The following is a 16,319-nucleotide window of genomic DNA, read 5'->3' as shown; positions in this document are numbered from 1 at the left end:
TGTTCTTCTGTGTCAGAGCGCGTCCGGGCCGCGCTCGCCGGTGCGGACCCGTACGGCCGTCTCGACCGGCAGGGACCAGACCTTGCCGTCACCGATCTTGCCCGTGCGGGCGGCCTTGACGATGACGTCGATCAGCTGTTCGGCGTCGTCGTCCTCGGCCAGCACCTCGATGCGGATCTTGGGGACCAGGTCGACGGTGTACTCGGCACCCCGGTAGACCTCGGTGTGGCCGCGCTGCCGACCGTAGCCGCTTGCCTCGGTGACGGTCAGACCGTGCACGCCGAAGGCCTGGAGGGCTTCCTTGATCTCGTCGAGCCGGTGGGGCTTGACGACCGCGGTGATGAGCTTCATGCGTCCACCTTCTTGCTCGCAGCCTCGGCGACGGGGGCCGGGACGGCCGTGCGGGCGGCACCGCCACCGGCGCCGCTGAAGTCGTATGCGGTCTCGGCGTGCTCGGCCTGGTCGATGCCGGCGACCTCGTCGTCCTCGGAGACCCGCATTCCGATGGTCTTGTCGAGGATGAAGGCGAGGATCGCGGAGACGACCAGCGAGTAGGCGAGGACCGCGAAGACTCCGGCGCACTGCTTCCAGAACTGCTCCAGGCCGCCACCGTAGAACAGGCCCTCGACGTCGGACTGGCCCTTGCCGCTGGCGAGGAGGCCGACGAGCAGGGAGCCGACGACACCGCCGACCAGGTGGACGCCGACGACGTCGAGCGAGTCGTCGTAGCCGAGCTTGTACTTCAGGCCGACCGCCATGGCGCACAGCAGACCGGCGACGGCACCGACGGCGATCGCGCCGAGCGGGGAGACCGCACCACCGGACGGGGTGATGGCGACCAGACCGGCGACGGCACCGGAGGCGGCGCCCAGCGTGGTGAACGCGCCGTGGCGGATCTTCTCGTAGAGCAGCCAGGCCAGCATGGCGGCGGCGGTGGCGATCTGGGTGTTGACGAACATCAGGGAGCCGACGCCGTCGTCGTTGCCGAGCCACGAGCCGGCGTTGAAGCCGAACCAGCCGAACCACAGCAGGCCCGCGCCGAGCATGACCAGCGGGAGGCTGTGCGGGCGCATCGGGTCCTTCTTGAAGCCGACGCGCTTGCCGATGACGAGGATCACGCCGAGGGCCGCGGCACCGGCGTTGATGTGGACCGCCGTACCACCCGCGAAGTCGATCACGCCCATGTCGAAGGCCCAGCCGCCCTCACCCCAGACCCAGTGGGCCACGGGGAAGTAGACGACGGTCGCCCACAGGGCGATGAACAGCGCCCAGGCGCTGAACTTCACACGGTCCGCGAGCGCGCCGCTTATCAGGGCGGGAGTGATGATCGCGAACATCAGCTGGAAGACCATGAAGACAAGGAGCGGGATGTTGTACGAACCCCACAGCTCGTTCTTGTCGACCCCGCTGAGGCCGACCCAGTCGGAGTTCCAGCCGATGAGGCTGCCGGAGTCGGTGCCGAAGGCGAGTGAGAAGCCGTAGAGCACCCACAGGATGGTGACGATCCCGAGGCTGATGAAGCTCATCATCAGCATGTTCAGGGTGCTCTTGACCCGGACCATGCCTCCGTAGAAGAAGGCCAGCGCCGGCGTCATGAGCATCACCAGGGCGGAGCAGATGAGCATGAAACCTGTGTTGGCGGCAGAGAGCTCTGTCTCTGCGGCAAGCGTGATGGCAGGTGCCATCGGCGTCTCCTCGTCGTTGGTACGGCCCCGTGCGGGCGAAGCCTTGAGCGGGATTTGAGGGGTGGGCCGGTTATGCGCCATGAGATTGGCGCAGCGCGGTTTCGGTGGAAGCCCCTCGTTGTTTCGCGGCGGTGACGAAGGTGCCGTGTGTGTTACGCGTCGGTGAATCGGCGGATTCGGGCCCGGAGGATCGTTATCGTGGCGCAACCTTCGCCGGGACGGACCGCGGCCGGGTCATCGAGGTACCCGGACGGCGAGCAGCCACGTCCGCGAGAGCCGCGTCGGCTCAGGCGCAAAAAATCAGTCCGGCCGCGGGCGGCCTTCCGAATGACTGGCATGGGGGAGCCGAGTCGGGCAGTTCGGGAGGGCCGGCCGCGGCCGGGGTTCAGGGGTGGTGCCGGTGTCTCAGACCGCCTCGGCGGTCTCGGGCAGTTCGACCGCGAGCCGGTCGGTGAGGTCCAGGACCTCGGCGAGGTCGCCGAAATCGCGTACGGCGGTGTCCACGGTCTTTCGGATACGAGTGTTCACGCGCTCGGAACGCACCTTCTTGGCCACCCGCATGGCCTCGGCGGCCAGCACGGTGCTCTGCTCGGGCTCTCGCCGGAGCAGGTGCACGGTGGCCATGCCGATGAGGTTGAGCACGTAGGAGCGCTGGTGCTCGGAGTCCTTGGCGAACAGCTCCACGGCCCGCTGCATCAGGGGCTCGGCCAGGGAGGCGTAGGCGGGGCTGCGGCCGGCGACGTAGGCGAGGTCGCGGAAGGAGTGGGAGTTCTCGCCGTGCAGTTCGGCCTCGGAGAAGAAGCGGATCCAGTCGGGGTCCGGCTCGTCCCACTCGTCGGCCTCGGTGAAGGTGTCCTCGGCCATCCGCACGGCCCGCTTGCACTTGCCGGGCTGGCCCATGTTGGCGTAGGCGCGGGCCTCCATCGCATACAGCATCGCCTGGGTGCGCGGGCTGGCGCAGTCCCGGCTGCCGTACTGGGCGAGGTGGATCAGTTCCAGGGCGTCCTCGGGCCGTCCGAGGTGGATCATCTGGCGGCTCATGCTGGACAGGACGTAGGAGCCGAGCGGCCGGTCGCCCGCCTCCTTGGCGGCGTGCAGCGCGAGGACGAAGTACTTCTGGGCGGTGGGCTGGAGACCGACGTCGTACGACATCCAGCCCGCCAGTTCGGCGAGTTCGGCGGCGACCTTGAACAGGCGGCGGCTGGTGGCCTCGGGCTGGCTCTCCTGGAGCAGGTCGGTGACCTCGTGCAGCTGGCCGACGACCGCCTTGCGGCGCAGACCGCCGCCGCACTGGGCGTCCCACTGCCGGAACATCACGGTGGTGGACTCCAGCAGATCCAGCTCGGGCCTGGACAGTTCACCGCGTGCGCGGGTGGCGGGGCCGCCGGTCTCAGGCTGCGGCACGGGCCCCGGGGCGACCGGGACCAGCCAGCGCTGCATGGGCTCGATGAGGGACGGACCGGCGGACAGGGCGAGCGAGGTGCCGAGGAAGCCGCGCCGGGCCAGCATCAGGTCGCTGCGCGAGAACTCGCTGAGCAGCGCCACCGTCTGGGGGCCGGTCCAGGGCAGGTCGACGCCGGACGCGGAGGGCGACTGGCGGGCGGCGCGCAGTCCGAGGTCCTCGACGGAGACGACACAGCCGAAGCGCTCGGAGAACAGCTCGGACAGGATCCTGGGGATCGGCTCGCGCGGGTTCTCCCCGTCGAGCCAGCGGCGCACCCGCGAGGTGTCGGTGGAGATGTGGCCGGCGCCCAACTGACGCGCACGGCGGTTCACTTGACGTGCGAGTTCGCCCTTCGACCAGCCACTGCGCACGAACCACGAGCCGAGCAGCTCGTTGGGGCGCTTCTCAGCGTTCGTCCCGCCTCCGCCGTTGCCGCCCACTGCAACGCCCCCATCCCTGAAGACCGCTTGTCGCCGCTCTGCGTCAAGCCCTATCAGAATGCCCGTCAAACGGGCCGCCCGTCCGGAAGTTCTCACCCTTCGAACGGGAAGCCGGGTTGCCCCCGGCATACCCACGAGTGCAAGTGCCGCACCGTCTTGTGTACTCAAAGTAACCCTACGATCACCGCTCCAGCCATGGCGATCCAGGAAACGCCACCATTCGCCACCCCTTCGAATGAACTCACAGTGGCCTCCTCACGATTCACTTGACATAGGACAGCCGGAAGTGGGCGGAGCGGTGCGCACAGGGGCGCACGCCGCCGGACACACCACCCGGTGCACGCGAAGGCGCCCTTCGAACCGGCGACGGAGCGCCTTCGTTCACCGACCGGCCGTCTCGTAACCACCGGTGCGTCGGACCCGTTGGAGGGGGCATGGGTTTCACGATCGGCAGTAGTCGGGGCATTCGCGACATCCGGTCTGGCACGCGCCGCCGCGGGCGCGCGTCGGAGTGCACCGCCGTGGCCGAGTACACCGGTCTGTGGGGCTGGAACGTCGTCCCCGGCGCACGGACCGCCGCGGGCGCCTGCTCCTGCGGCCGGGCCGGCTGCCGCACGCCCGGCGCCCATCCCCTGGAGTTCGCCCCCGAGGTACCGGCCGGAGCGACGCTGGACGAGGCGACCGAGGCATGGGCGGAGTTCCCGGGCGCCGCGGTGATGCTGCCGGTCGGGCGGGCGTTCGACGTCATCGAGGTCGCCGAGGCGACCGGGCGGCGCGCGCTGGTGCGGCTGGAGCGCATGGGCCTGCCCCTCGGCCCGGTCTGCGTCACCCCCGACGGACGCGCCCACTTCTTCGTCGCCCCCGGTGCCGCGACCGAGCTGCCCTCGCTGCTCTACCGCATGGGCTGGGACGACCCGGGCCTCGATCTGCGCGCCCTGGGGCACGGCGCGCACATCACCGCGCCGCCCTCCGACCGTGGCGGTCTCGGCCCGGTCCAGTGGCTCCGCGCGCCCTGCCTCGACTCGGCCACGAAGCCGCCCCAGGCCCGGCTGCTGCTGGGCACGCTCGCCTATGTGGCGCACCGCTCAGGCGCCTGACCGGGCCCCATGACGAAGCGCCCGTCCCCAACTGCACCTTGGGGGCGAGCGCTTCTCGATCACGGATCTGTTGGCGGGTGTCACTCCCCGATGAGCGCGTCCACGAACGCCTCCGGCTCGAACGGGGCCAGGTCGTCCGGTCCCTCGCCGAGACCGACGAGCTTGACGGGCACGCCGAGCTCGCGCTGGACGGCGATGACGATGCCGCCCTTGGCGGTGCCGTCGAGCTTGGTCAGGACGATGCCGGTGATGTCGACGACCTCGGCGAAGACGCGGGCCTGCACCAGGCCGTTCTGACCGGTCGTGGCGTCGAGCACGAGCAGCACCTCGTCGAGCGGGGCGTGCTTCTCCACGACGCGCTTGACCTTGCCCAGCTCGTCCATGAGGCCGGTCTTGGTGTGGAGCCGGCCGGCGGTGTCGATGAGGACCACGTCGACCCCGATCTCCTTGCCCTCCTTCACCGCGTCGAAGGCGACGGAGGCCGGGTCGCCAGCCTCGGGCCCGCGCACGGTGTGGGCGCCCACGCGCTCGCCCCAGGTCTGGAGCTGGTCGGCGGCGGCGGCCCGGAAGGTGTCGGCGGCGCCGAGGACGACCGTGCGCCCGTCGGCGACCAGGACACGGGCGAGCTTGCCGGTGGTGGTGGTCTTGCCGGTGCCGTTGACGCCGACGACCATCACGATGCCGGGCTTGCGGTCCTCCGGCTCGGTCTTCACGGTGCGGTCGACGTCGGTGCCGACGAGCTTCAGCAGCTCCTCGCGCAGCAGCCCGCGCAGTTCCTCGGGCGTGCGGGTGCCGAGCACCTTCACCCGCTCGCGCAGCTGCTCGACCAGCTCCAGGGTGGGCTGCACACCGACGTCGGCGGTCAGCAGGGTGTCCTCGATCTCGTCCCAGGTCTCGTCGTCGAGGTGCTCGCGCGACAGCAGCGAGAGCAGCCCCTTGCCGAGGGCGTTCTGGGAGCGGGAGAGCCGGGCACGCAGGCGCACCAGGCGCCCCTCGGTGGGCTCCGGGACCTCGATCTCTACCGGCGGGAGCTCCTCGGCGACGGGCGGCTCCTCCACCGTGACGGGGGTGCCGCCGCCGGGGAGGTCCACCTCCTCGATCGTGCGGCGGGGCTCGTCCCGGGGCGTCTCGGCCTCGTCGCCGACATGCGGCTCGGCCGGTGGGGTGGTGATCTCGGGTGCGGCGGGCGGGGGCGGGGGCAGCGACTTCTTCCGTCGGCTGCCGATGACGAGCCCGCCGAGCGCGCCGAGCACGACCACGGCGATGACTACAGCAAGGATGACGGTTTCCATAACCCGTCCAGTATCGGCCATGGGCCCGGCTCGGACACGGCTTGGACGTTCCTCCAATGGGCGGGCGTGGGCGGGGCGCCCGGGCGGGGGCGGGGGTTGGGCACCAGGGCGGGGTGCGGGGACGGGGCGCCCGGGTGGGGGCGGGACGAGGCGCGAGCGCCGGGACAAGGCGCAGGCGCCGGGCCGAGGCGACCGGGTTGGCCCGGCGAGGGGGCACCCGGGGCGGGTGCCGGGACGGAGCGCGGGTACCGGGGCGAGGCGCGGATGCCGGGACGACGCGCAGACGCCGGGACGAGGCAACCGAGGCTGGCACCAGAACGGAGCACCCGGGCAGATGCCGGGACGGGGCGCGGGCGCCCGGAACGAGGCGCGGATGCCGGGACAAGGCGCCAGGGCGGTGCGGGCGGGGTGCCCCGCCCTGGCCATCTGACACCCCGTCAGCTACGGGCCCGTGCCGAACCGCCCGTCGGAGGGGAACCCCATGCCCGTCACGGTCGTACGCCTCAATCTCGTCGAACCCGGCGCTACCCCCGCCTCGCTCGCCGCCCGCTACCGCGCGGCACTGGAGATGGCCGCGTACGCCGACGACCGCGGGATCGCCACCGTGCAGACCGAGGAGCGCCACGGGGTCGCGGACAACTGGCTGCCGTCGCCGTTCGCCTTCGCGGCGGCGGTCCTGGGCGCGACCCGGCGGCTGGCGGTGACCGTGTCGGTGGTGATCGGGCCGCTGCACGACCCGCTGCGGCCGGCGGAGGACATCGCCGTCCTGGATCTGATCGGCGGCGGGCGGCTGGTGACGGTCGCCGGGATCGGGTACCGGCCCGAGGAGTACACGATGTTCGGCGTGGACTTCGCCCGGCGCGGCGCGCTCCAGGACGAGCTGCTGCAGACGCTGCTCAGGGCGTGGACCGGCGAGGAGTTCACCTTCCGCGGCCGTACGGTACGGGTCACGCCCCGTCCCTTCACCCGGCCGCATCCCCTGCTGCTGGTCGGCGGCTCCTCGAAGCCGGCCGCCCGCCGGGCCGCGCGGTTCGGGCTGCCGTTCTTCCCCAGCGCGCATCTGCCGGGGTCGGCGTGATCCGAACGAGAGCCCTAGCGAAGACGCTGGGAGATGACCTTCGACACGCCGTCGCCCTGCATGGACACGCCGTAGAGCGCGTCGGCGACCTCCATCGTGCGCTTCTGATGGGTGATCACGATCAGCTGCGAAGCCTCCTGGAGCTCCTGCATGATCCGGATCAGCCGCTGGAGGTTGGTGTCGTCCAGCGCCGCCTCGACCTCATCCATGACGTAGAACGGGCTCGGACGGGCCTTGAAGATCGACACCAGCAGCGCGACGGCCGTCAGCGAGCGCTCGCCGCCGGAGAGCAGACTCAGCCGCTTGACCTTCTTGCCCGGCGGACGCGCCTCGACGTCCACGCCGGTCGTGAGCATGTTGTCGGGATCGGTCAGCACCAGCCGGCCCTCACCGCCCGGGAACAGCCGGCCGAAGACCCCCTCGAACTCCCGGGCGGTGTCCCGGTACGCCTCGGTGAAGACCTGCTCGACGCGCTCGTCGACCTCCTTGACGACCTGGAGCAGGTCGGCGCGGGTCTTCTTCAGGTCCTCCAGCTGCTCGCTGAGGAACTTGTGCCGTTCCTCCAGCGCCGCGAACTCCTCAAGGGCGAGCGGATTGACCTTCCCGAGCTGCTGGTACGCCCGTTCCGCGGCCTTGAGCCGCTTCTCCTGCTCCGCCCGCACGAACACCTTCGGCTGGTTGCGCGGATGCTCGGGGTCCTCGGGCAGCACCTCGCCCTCGGCCGGCGGGGACGGCGGCACGAGCTGGTGCGGGCCGTACTCGGAGACCAGCCCGGCCGGCTCCACGCCCAGCTCCTCCAGCGCCTTCGTCTCCAACTGCTCGATCCGCAGCCGCTTCTCCGCGCCCAGCACCTCGCCCCGGTGCACCGAGTCGGTCAGCTTGTCCAGCTCCGCCTTCAGATCCCGGCCCGAGGTACGGGCCGCGGTCAGCTCCTGCTCGCGGCGCGCCTTGGCGGCCTCGGCCGCGGCGCGCTCGCGTTCGGCGCGGCCGAGGGAGACCTCGACATGCGCCAGCAGGACACGCGCCCCCGCCGCCACCGCCTGCGCCACGGCCGCCTCGTGCCGCAGCCGTGCCCGGCGCTGCTCGGCACGCGCGCGTGCCTCGCGCTCCGCGCGGGCGGCCCGGTCGAGCGAGTCGGCCCGCCCGGCCAGTCCCCTGACGCGTTCCTCGTGCGTACGGACCTGGAGACGGGCCTCCATCTCGGTCTGGCGCGCGTTGGCGCCGTCGGCGGCGAGACGGTCCCGTACCGACGTGTCGGGCTCCTCCTCGAACGGCATCTCCTCGGCGACCGCCTGCCGTTCGGCCAGCTCCTCGACCTCCTGGAGCGCCTTCTCCAGCGCCTCCTGCGCCCGCGCGGCCGCGGCGCTGCTGCGCTCGGCCTCGCCCGCGGCGCCTCGCGCCTGGCCGGCGAGCCGTCCGAGCTGCTGGGCCACCGCCGACTTCTCACGCTCGGCGGCGCGGCGCCGTTCGCCGAGTTCCTCGACGAGCGCGCCCAGCTCCCTGCGCCGCTCGGCCGCGGTCTGCTGCCCCCTCGCGAGTTCCTCGCAGCGGGCTTCCAGCTCCTCCAGTTCCGCCGCCGCCTCGTCCACGGAGGCCTGGACCTCCAGGAGGCTGGGGGCTCCGGCCGAGCCGCCGTGGGCGAAGTGGGCGCCCAGGAGGTCGCCTTCCGTTGTCACCGCGGTGAGGTGGGGGTGGGCGTAGACGAGGTCTTCCGCGTCTTCGAGGGTGTCGACCACGACGATGCCCCGCAGGAGGCGGTGCACTGCGGGCAGCAGGTCGGAGGGGGCTCGGACGAACCGGGTCGCGGGCGGCGCGGGTGGATCGTCGTCCGCGGCTTCGCCGTGGCCGGTCGTGCCCGCGCGGCGGTGGCCGCAGGTCGAACACAGCCCCGCGCCCCTGGAAGCAGGCTCAGCCGGGGCGTTCGAAAGCAGTAGGGCCGCCCGTCCGCCATCCTGCTTGCGCAGCAGTCTGATCGCCTCGGCCGCCGCCGCCGGCGTCGATACGGCGATGGCGTCCGCCGCCGCCGCGAAGGCGGCCGCCAACGGGACCTCGTACCCCGCGGTGACCGTCAGCAGCTCCGCCGCCGGGCCCAGGATTCCGGTCAGACGATCCCGCGCGCCGAGCAGCATGCCCGAGCCGTCCTTGCGGCGAAGGCCCAGCGCCAGCGCCTCGTGGCGGGCCCGGGTCGCGGCACGGCGGCGTTCGGCCGCGGTGACCGCCTCGCGGGCGGCGGTCAGGGCGGCCTCGGCCTCGGCGAGCTGCCGCTTGGCGCTCTCGTGGCGCTCGGCGAGTTCGGCGTCGCCCGCGTCGAGGCCGTCGACCTCGGCCTGGAGCGCCTCGTACTCCTCCTGCGCGGCGACGGCGCGCTCCTGGGCCTCGTCGCTGGCGAGGGCGAGCCGGTCGATCTCGGCCTGGGCGGAAGTCGCGCGGGAGCGGGCGGCGTTGACCTGCCCGGCGAGCCGGGCGAGCCCCTCGCGGCGGTCAGCGATGGCGCGGGCCGCGTCCTTCAGACGCCGTTCCTCGGTCGCGAGGTCGCGTTCCAGTTCGGCGCGGTGGGCGACGGTGTCGTCGAGGGCTCGCTGGGCCGCCTCCAGGGCGGCTTCCAGTTCGGCCTCCTGCTCGCGGATACGGGCGGCCTCGCGCTCCATGTCCTCGGGGTCACGGCCGCGGCGCTCCTCCGGGGGCGCGGAGGTCGCGCTCTTCACGCGCGCGTCGGCCAGCGAGATCGTGCCGCGCACCCGCTCGGCGAGCTGGGAGAGCTCGTACCAGGTCTGCTGGGCGCGCTGGAGGCGGGGCGTGAGCCGGCGGACCTCGTCCTCCAGAGCCCCTTCGCGCTGAACGGCCTTGCGCAGCTCCTGCTCGGCCGTCTCCTTGCGTTGCTTCAGCTCGGCCTCGTCGGCGACCTCGGCGCTGAGTGCCTCCCGCAGCCGTACGAGATCGTCGGCGAGCAGCCGCAGGCGCGCGTCGCGCAGGTCCGCCTGGATGACCGCGGCGCGTCGGGCGACCGCGGCCTGGCGGCCCAGCGGCTTGAGCTGGCGGCGCAACTCGTCCGTCAGGTCCTGCACGCGTGCGAGGTTGGCCTGCATCGCGTCCAGCTTCCGCAGCGCCTTCTCCTTGCGCTTGCGGTGCTTCAGCACACCCGCGGCCTCTTCGATGAAGGCCCGGCGGCCCGTCGGATCGGCGTGCAGGACGGAGTCGAGCTGACCCTGGCCGACGATGACGTGCATCTCGCGGCCGATGCCGGAGTCGGAGAGCAGTTCCTGGATGTCGAGGAGGCGGCAGGTGTCGCCGTTGATCTGGTACTCGCTGCCGCCGTTGCGGAACATGATCCGCGTGATGGTGACCTCGGCGTACTCGATGGGCAGAGCCCCGTCGGAGTTGTCGATGGTCAGCGACACCTCGGCGCGGCCCAGCGGCGGACGGCCGGTGGTGCCGGCGAAGATGACGTCCTCCATCTTTCCGCCGCGCAGCGACTTCGCGCCCTGCTCCCCCATGACCCAGCTCAGGGCGTCCACGACGTTGGACTTGCCCGAGCCGTTCGGCCCCACGACACAGGTGATGCCCGGCTCGAACCGGAGTGTGGTCGCGGAGGCGAACGACTTGAACCCGCGGAGGGTCAGGGCCTTGAGGTGCACGGCGCTGGACTCTACCTTCCGGTCCCTGGGGCTGTCGTTCAGATCATGTCGGCGTCGCGGGGTCCGGCACGCACATCTGCGGCGTTGCCGCCAGGCCCCCGAATCCCCACTCTCGGCTTCACTCGCCCGGGGGGACCTCCGTCGCCTCGACGCCCTCCCGCGCCGTGCGACTGCACCCACCAGACCCCCGCTCGACTCGGCCGAGAGGTGCCGTCACTCGCGGCCGACCTGATCCGAACGGCAGCCCCCCGTCTCACTCCATGAACGCGCGGTTTCGCGGGTGAACGCGAAGGGCACACCAGACGTTGAAGAGGGTGAAAGGATGCGCGGGGGAAAGAAAGAAGGGACGCCGGAGCGTCCCTTGCAAATCTGACAACTGAGCGGTTGATACGGGCTGCCCAACCACTGCGTGTCGATGTGGTGCGATGCAGTGATCAGGTGAGCGCAGGCTCCGCCTGGTGTGCGTCGATGCTCTCCATGATCTCGTGGTGAGAAGCGGCAGCCGTCAGCGCGTCGTTCTCGGCCTGGATTCGCACGAGCTCCGATTCCAGGTCCTGCACGCGCTGCTGGAGCCGTCGCATCTCGGCGAGGAGTCGAGGGTCGGAGCCGCCGACGTAACCGAGAAGCGCCTTTGCCATGATGGATGGTCCTCCACACTGAGTGACCGACCGAAGCGGTGTGGGTCGTGAGGGATTCGCACCCGCGGTGCTTGGCGGGAGTACGTGTTGCTCTGCCGTTGTTCCATGCCAAACAGCTGAGGTGCGCGGGGCTTTCAGCGTCTCACCAAAAAGTTTGACGGTCAACACGATCACACCCCGTATTGGGGGCGACCCGGGGTCCGCGGCCGGAAGAACGGCGGCGTGACGACTCCTTCGGGGCCCTGGGGGTGTGGCGATCATCTTTCCGTGCGGAGCCTGACACGGCAAGGGGTTCTTGGCAACCACCAGGCGGTTTTCCCTCCTGAGGGCCTCTGGCGGAATGCCCCGGCGCACCCCGCCGGGGCCCTTGCCTCGCACGGGGTCAGCGAATGGCGAAGCCGTCGTAGCCGCCACGAGGTGTGTCCCAGATCTCGGTGACACCGTCCACGCGCCCGGGCGTGTCGTCACCCAGCAGCCAGTCGAGCAGCCCCTCGCAGCCCGTCCGCGGCCCCTCGGCGACCACTTGTACACGGCCGTCGTCGAGATTGAGAGCAAAACCACTCAGCTCGCCGATCTCCAGGGCCTTGGCCCGGGTGAACCAGCGGAAACCCACACCTTGGACGCGCCCGCGCACCCAGGCGACCAGTCGCACATCGTCGCTCATGACTGCAACCTAACCGCCCATTGTCACTCGGGACACTTCCTCCCCGCGTGGCATGCGGTACCGTCCCCACCCAATGAATCTCATCTGAAACTCACTCGATCGGGTGAGCTGCGTTGGCCGTGGGGGGACGAGTCGACGGCCAGTACCGCATGGACGAGGAAGGCCAGAACATGGGACGGCACCGACGCATCGCCGCCGGCCGGGCCGCCACGGGCCGCGTCACGGGGGTCACGCCGACGGACGGTTCCGTCGCCGGGAGCCGCGACCCGCAGCACTCGTACGGGGGCGGCCACGGCGCTCCGGGCATCGCGCCCTATCTGAACCCCGAGGCGTACGCCGAGGTCCACGCCAGGAGCACGGCCTACCTCTACGCGACCGAAGGGCGCGGGGGCGACGGGGCCGACCCGCTCGGCCCGCCCGTCTCGGGCCCGCGGCACGGGGACGGCACACGCTTCACGGGCCAGGACGCTCCGTTCCGCACCCAGTCGCACCGCCGGCCCCGCAAGAAGGCCGTCACTCCGGTGCGCACCGGGCTGCTCGGGGTCTCCGCCGCGGTCGCGCTCGGGGCGGTCGCGGTCTCCACCGGCATGCTGCCCGGCGTCGACAACTACCGGCTCGGCGGGTCCGGATCCGACCAGACGCGGTCCGCGCACAGCCCGGGCAACGTGGGGGCCCAGCAGGGCGGCACGTCCGGCGCGGCCCCCGAGGAGCCGAGCCACGAGCAGCCCGGCTCGGCCTCGCGCGGCAGCAAGCCCCCGGCACCCGCCCCCAGCGCGTCGCCCTCCGCCTCGGCGTCACCGACCAGGCCCCCGGCCGAGAAGAGGAAGCCGAAGGCGACCCCCTCGAAGAAGCCGAGCACGACACCTTCCAGGAAGGCCACCAAGGAGCCCGCCGAGCCGAAGGCGCCGGTGACGGTGTCCGCGGAGGCGGCGGCCGAGGCCGAGGTCCTGCGGCTGGTCAACGTCGAGCGCCAGAACGCGGGCTGCACCCCGCTCGCGGCGAACAGCGCCCTGGCCGGCCTGGCCCGCGTGTTCAGCGAGGACATGGCGCAGCGGGGCTTCTTCGACCACACCGACCCCGACGGCGCCTCGCCCTGGGAACGTGCCGAGAAGCTCGGCATCATCGACCTCGGCGGCGAGAACATAGCCCGCGGCCAGACCGACGCCGCGGCCGTGATGCAGGCCTGGATGAACAGCCCCGGCCACCGCGCCAACATCCTCAACTGCGACTTCAAGGCCCTCGGCGTCGGCGTGCACTACGGCGACGGCGGGCCGTGGTGGACGCAGGACTTCGGGTACTAGCGCCACCGGGACGACCGCAGCGCTAACCCACGGTTAGCGCTGTACGCTCGAAAGCATGACGACCACGCCCCAGGACCTCCCGTACGACGTCTTCGCCAGGGCCTGCCCCTCGCGCGGCACGCTGGAGCACGTCACCGGGCGCTGGGGCGCGCTCACACTCGGGGCGCTGCACGAGGGTTCTCTCCGCTTCAGCGAGCTGCGCCGGCGCGTCGACGGCGTCAGCGAGAAGATGCTCTCCCAGACCCTGCACGCCCTGGAGCGCGACGGCCTGGTCCACCGCGAGGCCCAGCCGACCAACCCGCCCCGCGTGGACTACGAACTCACCCCGCTCGGCCATGAGGTCGCCACCCGTCTGCTGGGCCTGATCCACTTCGTGGAGGGCCGGATGGACGAGGTGCTGGCCGCGCGCGGCCGCTACGACGAGGCCCGCGGCACCCTCTGACACTTCGGGCAGAAGTAGCTGGACCTGTTCATCCACGGCCGTCGCCGCATCGGGGTGCCGCAGCGCTTGCACGGCAGTCCCTCGCGGCCGTACGCGTCGAGGGAACGGTCGAAGTAGCCGGACTCGCCGTTGACGTTGACGTAGAGGCTGTCGAAGCTGGTGCCGCCGACGGCGAGGGCCGCGTTCATCACGTCCCGTACGTGGCCCAGGAGTTCGAGGGTGCGGGGACGGGTGAAGCCGGCGGTGGGGCGGTCGTAGTGCAGGCGGGCCCGCCAAAGGGCCTCGTCCGCGTAGATGTTGCCGACGCCGCTGATCAACGACTGGTCCAGCAGCGCCCGTTTGATGGTGGTCCGCTTGCGGCGCAGGGCCTGGTGGAAGGCTTCGTCGTCGAACAGCGGGTCCAGGGGGTCGCGGGCGATGTGCGCGATGACGTCGGGCAGGCCGTCCTCGGTGGTGTCGTGCAACGACAGTCCGCCGAAGGTGCGCTGGTCGACGAACCGCAGCTCGGTGCCCAGGCCGTCGGCGAACCGGACCCGGATGCGCAGATGCTTCTCGTCGGGTGCCTCGTGCGGCTGGACGAGGAGCTGGCCGCTCATGCCGAGGTGGGCGAGGACCGCCTGGCCGGAATCCTCCAGCGGCAGCCACAGGTACTTGCCGCGGCGGCGCGGGACGCCCACGCGATGGCCCTTGAGGCGATGGGCGAAGTCGTCGGCTCCGGCGGTGTGGCGGCGCACCGCGCGCGGGTGCAGTACCTCGGTCTCGGCGACGGCCCGGTGGGAGACCCACCGTTCCAGTCCCCGTCGTACGACCTCGACCTCGGGCAACTCCGGCATGGCTCCCCCGGTGACTGGCGGGCGGACGAGCCGAGCGCCCGGCCCCCGAGGGGCGCGGGCGCTCGGTCGTGTGTGTCGGTCAGGCGGAGGCCTTCGGAGCATCGGCGTCGCCCTCGGCCGTGGCCGGGGCGTCGGTACCGCCCTCGGCCGTCGCCTGGGCGGCGGCCTTGGCGCGCTCGTCGGCGGCGGCCCGGATGGCCCGCCACGCGGACTCCGCGGCCTGCTGCTCCGCCTCCTTCTTGCTGCGGCCGGTGCCGGTGCCGTACGAGACGCCTCCGACGCGGGCGGCAGCAGTGAAGGTCTTCTCGTGATCGGGTCCGGTCTCCGTGACCAGGTACTCGGGGACACCGAGTCCTTCGGTCGCGGTGAGCTCCTGGAGACTGGTCTTCCAGTCCAGGCCGGCTCCGAGGTTCGAGGACTTCTCGATCAGGGGGTCGAACAGGCGGTGCACCAGCTCCGCCGCCGAGTCCAGGCCCTGGTCGAGATAGACCGCGCCGATCACCGCTTCAAGGGTGTCGGCGAGGATGGACGCCTTGTCCCGGCCTCCCGTGCCCTCTTCACCGCGGCCGAGCCGGATGAAGGAGCCGAGGTCGAGCGTGCGTCCCACGTCCGCCAGCGCACGCGAGTTCACCACCGCGGCCCGCAGCTTGGCCAGCTGTCCTTCGGGCAGATCGGGGTGAGTGCGGTACAGCGTGTCCGTCACGACGAGGCCCAGCACGGAGTCCCCGAGGAACTCCAGGCGCTCGTTCGTCGGCAGACCGCCGTTCTCGTACGCGTAGGAACGGTGGGTCAGCGCTCGCACCAGAAGGGCGGACTCGAGCTGGTAGCCGAGCCGCCCTTCCAGAAGCGTGTGGGACGAGGCCTGATTGTCCGATGCGTTCTTCTTCGGCGTGGACACAGTGCCTCTCACCAGCCGCTCAGACCGCGAGGACCTGGCGCTTGTTGTAGGTGCCGCAAGACGGGCACGCGATGTGCTGCAGCTTGGGCTCGTGGCAGCGCTCGCACGCAACCAGGGTGGGGACCGCAGCCTTCCACTGCGACCGGCGGTGGCGCGTGTTGCTGCGCGACATCTTCCGCTTCGGAACAGCCACGGCTACTTCTCCTGCTTCTCGTCGGCGCGCGCTGATCGAGTCGCGCCGCCGCTCATCTCGTCCTTCTCGCCGGGTTCGAGCGAACCGGCGAGTCCCTGCAATGCCGCCCAACGGATGTCGACGGCGTCATGGTGGTGGTCCGGGTCGTCCGCGAGGCGCGCTCCGCATTCGGAGCACAGGCCCGGGCAGTCTTCCTGGCACACCGGCTGCATCGGCAGTGCGAGCACCACCGCATCGCGCAGCACGGGTTCGAGGTCGAACATGCCGTCCTCGATGAAGAGCATGTCCTCGTCGTCCTCGGCGTCGTCGTCGGGAGCCGTCTTCACACGGCCCCGCTCGTCGGCGTCAGGGTACGAGAACATCTCCTGGAATTCCGCTTCGACGTCGAGCTGAAGCGGCTCCAGACACCTTACGCACTCCCCCTCGGCCTGTGCACGGGCGGTGCCTGTGACAAGCACCCCTTCCATGACCGACTCGAGTCGGAGTTCGAGCTCCACCGGGACGCCTTCCGGCATTCCGATGACTCCCGCGATACCGAGGTCCCTCGGAGCGTCGACCGTGCGGGTCTGCCGCTGCAGCGCACCAGGACGCCGCCCCAGCTCGTGCGTGTCGAACACGAAGGGGTTGCGGTGGTCGAGGCGGGCGTTGGAGGACATTCCTGCTTTCGATCTTCTGGTTC

14 protein-coding genes and 1 pseudogene are annotated in these 16,319 nt (G+C 71.4%); 4 read left to right on the top strand and 11 right to left on the bottom strand.

The features are described from left to right. Positions 1 to 12: 12 nt before the first annotated feature. The 3 genes from ABZZ79_RS25885 to ABZZ79_RS25875 form a co-directional block, all read right to left on the bottom strand. Entirely contained in the window at positions 13 to 351 is a 339-nt protein-coding gene (locus tag ABZZ79_RS25885) for a P-II family nitrogen regulator (protein ID WP_003997576.1), read from the bottom strand. Beyond that, positions 348 to 1,685: an ammonium transporter gene (locus ABZZ79_RS25880; protein WP_356692487.1), complete on the bottom strand. Its 1,338-nt coding sequence runs from the start codon at positions 1,683 to 1,685 to the stop codon at positions 348 to 350. Before ABZZ79_RS25880 ends, ABZZ79_RS25885 begins: the two co-directional genes overlap by 4 nt. 405 nt (positions 1,686 to 2,090) lie before the next feature. Then, positions 2,091 to 3,569 (bottom strand): hypothetical protein, encoded by a 1,479-nt coding sequence (locus tag ABZZ79_RS25875; RefSeq protein WP_356692485.1) that lies wholly within the window; start codon positions 3,567 to 3,569, stop codon positions 2,091 to 2,093. Between the two features lie 434 nt (positions 3,570 to 4,003). Between ABZZ79_RS25875 and ABZZ79_RS25870 the strand changes: the two genes are divergently transcribed. Further along, the gene (locus tag ABZZ79_RS25870) at positions 4,004 to 4,666 is read left to right on the top strand and encodes a bifunctional DNA primase/polymerase (RefSeq protein ID WP_356692483.1); all 663 of its coding nucleotides are present in this window, start codon (positions 4,004 to 4,006) and stop codon (positions 4,664 to 4,666) included. Between the two features lie 80 nt (positions 4,667 to 4,746). Here ABZZ79_RS25870 and ftsY read toward each other — a convergent pair whose 3' ends face one another. Next, positions 4,747 to 5,958 carry a signal recognition particle-docking protein FtsY gene (gene ftsY / locus ABZZ79_RS25865; protein ID WP_356692481.1) on the bottom strand — a complete coding sequence of 404 codons (1,212 nt, stop codon included), beginning with the start codon at positions 5,956 to 5,958 and terminating at the stop codon, positions 4,747 to 4,749. A 481-nt stretch (positions 5,959 to 6,439) separates the two neighbouring features. On the opposite strand from ftsY, the pseudogene ABZZ79_RS25860 reads away from it, so the two are divergent. Next, a pseudogene (locus ABZZ79_RS25860) lies at positions 6,440 to 7,024 on the top strand (LLM class flavin-dependent oxidoreductase); the annotation flags it as partial. 26 nt (positions 7,025 to 7,050) lie between these two features. Here ABZZ79_RS25860 and smc read toward each other — a convergent pair. From smc to ABZZ79_RS25845, 3 genes are all read right to left on the bottom strand, one after another. Next, the gene (smc, locus tag ABZZ79_RS25855) at positions 7,051 to 10,671 is read right to left on the bottom strand and encodes a chromosome segregation protein SMC (RefSeq protein ID WP_356692479.1); all 3,621 of its coding nucleotides are present in this window, start codon (positions 10,669 to 10,671) and stop codon (positions 7,051 to 7,053) included. 434 nt (positions 10,672 to 11,105) lie between these two features. Further along, positions 11,106 to 11,309 (bottom strand): hypothetical protein, encoded by a 204-nt coding sequence (locus ABZZ79_RS25850; protein WP_351837238.1) that lies wholly within the window; start codon positions 11,307 to 11,309, stop codon positions 11,106 to 11,108. Between the two features lie 382 nt (positions 11,310 to 11,691). Next, the gene (locus ABZZ79_RS25845; protein ID WP_356692477.1) at positions 11,692 to 11,973 is read right to left on the bottom strand and encodes an acylphosphatase; all 282 of its coding nucleotides are present in this window, start codon (positions 11,971 to 11,973) and stop codon (positions 11,692 to 11,694) included. 170 nt (positions 11,974 to 12,143) lie between these two features. Here ABZZ79_RS25845 and ABZZ79_RS25840 point away from each other — a divergent pair, with 170 nt between their 5' ends. Both ABZZ79_RS25840 and ABZZ79_RS25835 read left to right on the top strand, forming a co-directional pair. Continuing rightward, entirely contained in the window at positions 12,144 to 13,274 is a 1,131-nt protein-coding gene (locus ABZZ79_RS25840; RefSeq protein WP_356692668.1) for a CAP domain-containing protein, read from the top strand. Between the two features lie 55 nt (positions 13,275 to 13,329). Continuing rightward, the gene (locus tag ABZZ79_RS25835) at positions 13,330 to 13,716 is read left to right on the top strand and encodes a helix-turn-helix domain-containing protein (RefSeq protein ID WP_356692475.1); all 387 of its coding nucleotides are present in this window, start codon (positions 13,330 to 13,332) and stop codon (positions 13,714 to 13,716) included. On the opposite strand, the gene mutM is transcribed toward ABZZ79_RS25835, so the two are convergent. The 4 genes from mutM to ABZZ79_RS25815 form a co-directional block, all read right to left on the bottom strand. Further along, positions 13,689 to 14,549 carry a bifunctional DNA-formamidopyrimidine glycosylase/DNA-(apurinic or apyrimidinic site) lyase gene (gene mutM / locus ABZZ79_RS25830; RefSeq protein ID WP_356692473.1) on the bottom strand — a complete coding sequence of 287 codons (861 nt, stop codon included), beginning with the start codon at positions 14,547 to 14,549 and terminating at the stop codon, positions 13,689 to 13,691. The genes ABZZ79_RS25835 and mutM overlap by 28 nt on opposite strands. A 79-nt stretch (positions 14,550 to 14,628) precedes the next feature. After that, positions 14,629 to 15,447, bottom strand: coding sequence for a ribonuclease III (gene rnc, locus ABZZ79_RS25825; protein ID WP_356692471.1), 819 nt, complete (start codon positions 15,445 to 15,447; stop codon positions 14,629 to 14,631). 19 nt (positions 15,448 to 15,466) lie between these two features. Continuing rightward, complete coding sequence (rpmF, locus tag ABZZ79_RS25820; RefSeq protein ID WP_197990530.1) at positions 15,467 to 15,640, bottom strand: 50S ribosomal protein L32; 174 nt, start codon at positions 15,638 to 15,640, stop codon at positions 15,467 to 15,469. 2 nt (positions 15,641 to 15,642) lie between these two features. Beyond that, the gene (locus ABZZ79_RS25815) at positions 15,643 to 16,296 is read right to left on the bottom strand and encodes a YceD family protein (protein WP_356692468.1); all 654 of its coding nucleotides are present in this window, start codon (positions 16,294 to 16,296) and stop codon (positions 15,643 to 15,645) included. Positions 16,297 to 16,319 lie beyond the last annotated feature (23 nt).

The organism is Streptomyces sp. NPDC006458, from assembly GCF_040612135.1.
Lineage (GTDB): Bacteria > Actinomycetota > Actinomycetes > Streptomycetales > Streptomycetaceae > Streptomyces.
This window is presented reverse-complemented; position numbering and strand designations above follow the sequence as displayed.

Bases quoted from the DNA above. Each gene is read 5' to 3' on its own strand.
- mutM (WP_356692473.1), bottom strand. From the start codon at position 14,549: ATGCCGGAGTTGCCCGAGGTCGAGGTCGTACGACGGGGACTGGAACGG.
- ABZZ79_RS25835 (WP_356692475.1), top strand. From the start codon at position 13,330: ATGACGACCACGCCCCAGGACCTCCCGTACGACGTCTTCGCCAGGGCC.
- ABZZ79_RS25845 (WP_356692477.1), bottom strand. From the start codon at position 11,973: ATGAGCGACGATGTGCGACTGGTCGCCTGGGTGCGCGGGCGCGTCCAA.
- ftsY (WP_356692481.1), bottom strand. From the start codon at position 5,958: ATGGAAACCGTCATCCTTGCTGTAGTCATCGCCGTGGTCGTGCTCGGC.
- ABZZ79_RS25840 (WP_356692668.1), top strand. From the start codon at position 12,144: ATGGGACGGCACCGACGCATCGCCGCCGGCCGGGCCGCCACGGGCCGC.
- ABZZ79_RS25880 (WP_356692487.1), bottom strand. From the start codon at position 1,685: ATGGCACCTGCCATCACGCTTGCCGCAGAGACAGAGCTCTCTGCCGCC.
- ABZZ79_RS25870 (WP_356692483.1), top strand. From the start codon at position 4,004: ATGGGTTTCACGATCGGCAGTAGTCGGGGCATTCGCGACATCCGGTCT.
- ABZZ79_RS25815 (WP_356692468.1), bottom strand. From the start codon at position 16,296: ATGTCCTCCAACGCCCGCCTCGACCACCGCAACCCCTTCGTGTTCGAC.
- ABZZ79_RS25850 (WP_351837238.1), bottom strand. From the start codon at position 11,309: ATGGCAAAGGCGCTTCTCGGTTACGTCGGCGGCTCCGACCCTCGACTC.
- ABZZ79_RS25885 (WP_003997576.1), bottom strand. From the start codon at position 351: ATGAAGCTCATCACCGCGGTCGTCAAGCCCCACCGGCTCGACGAGATC.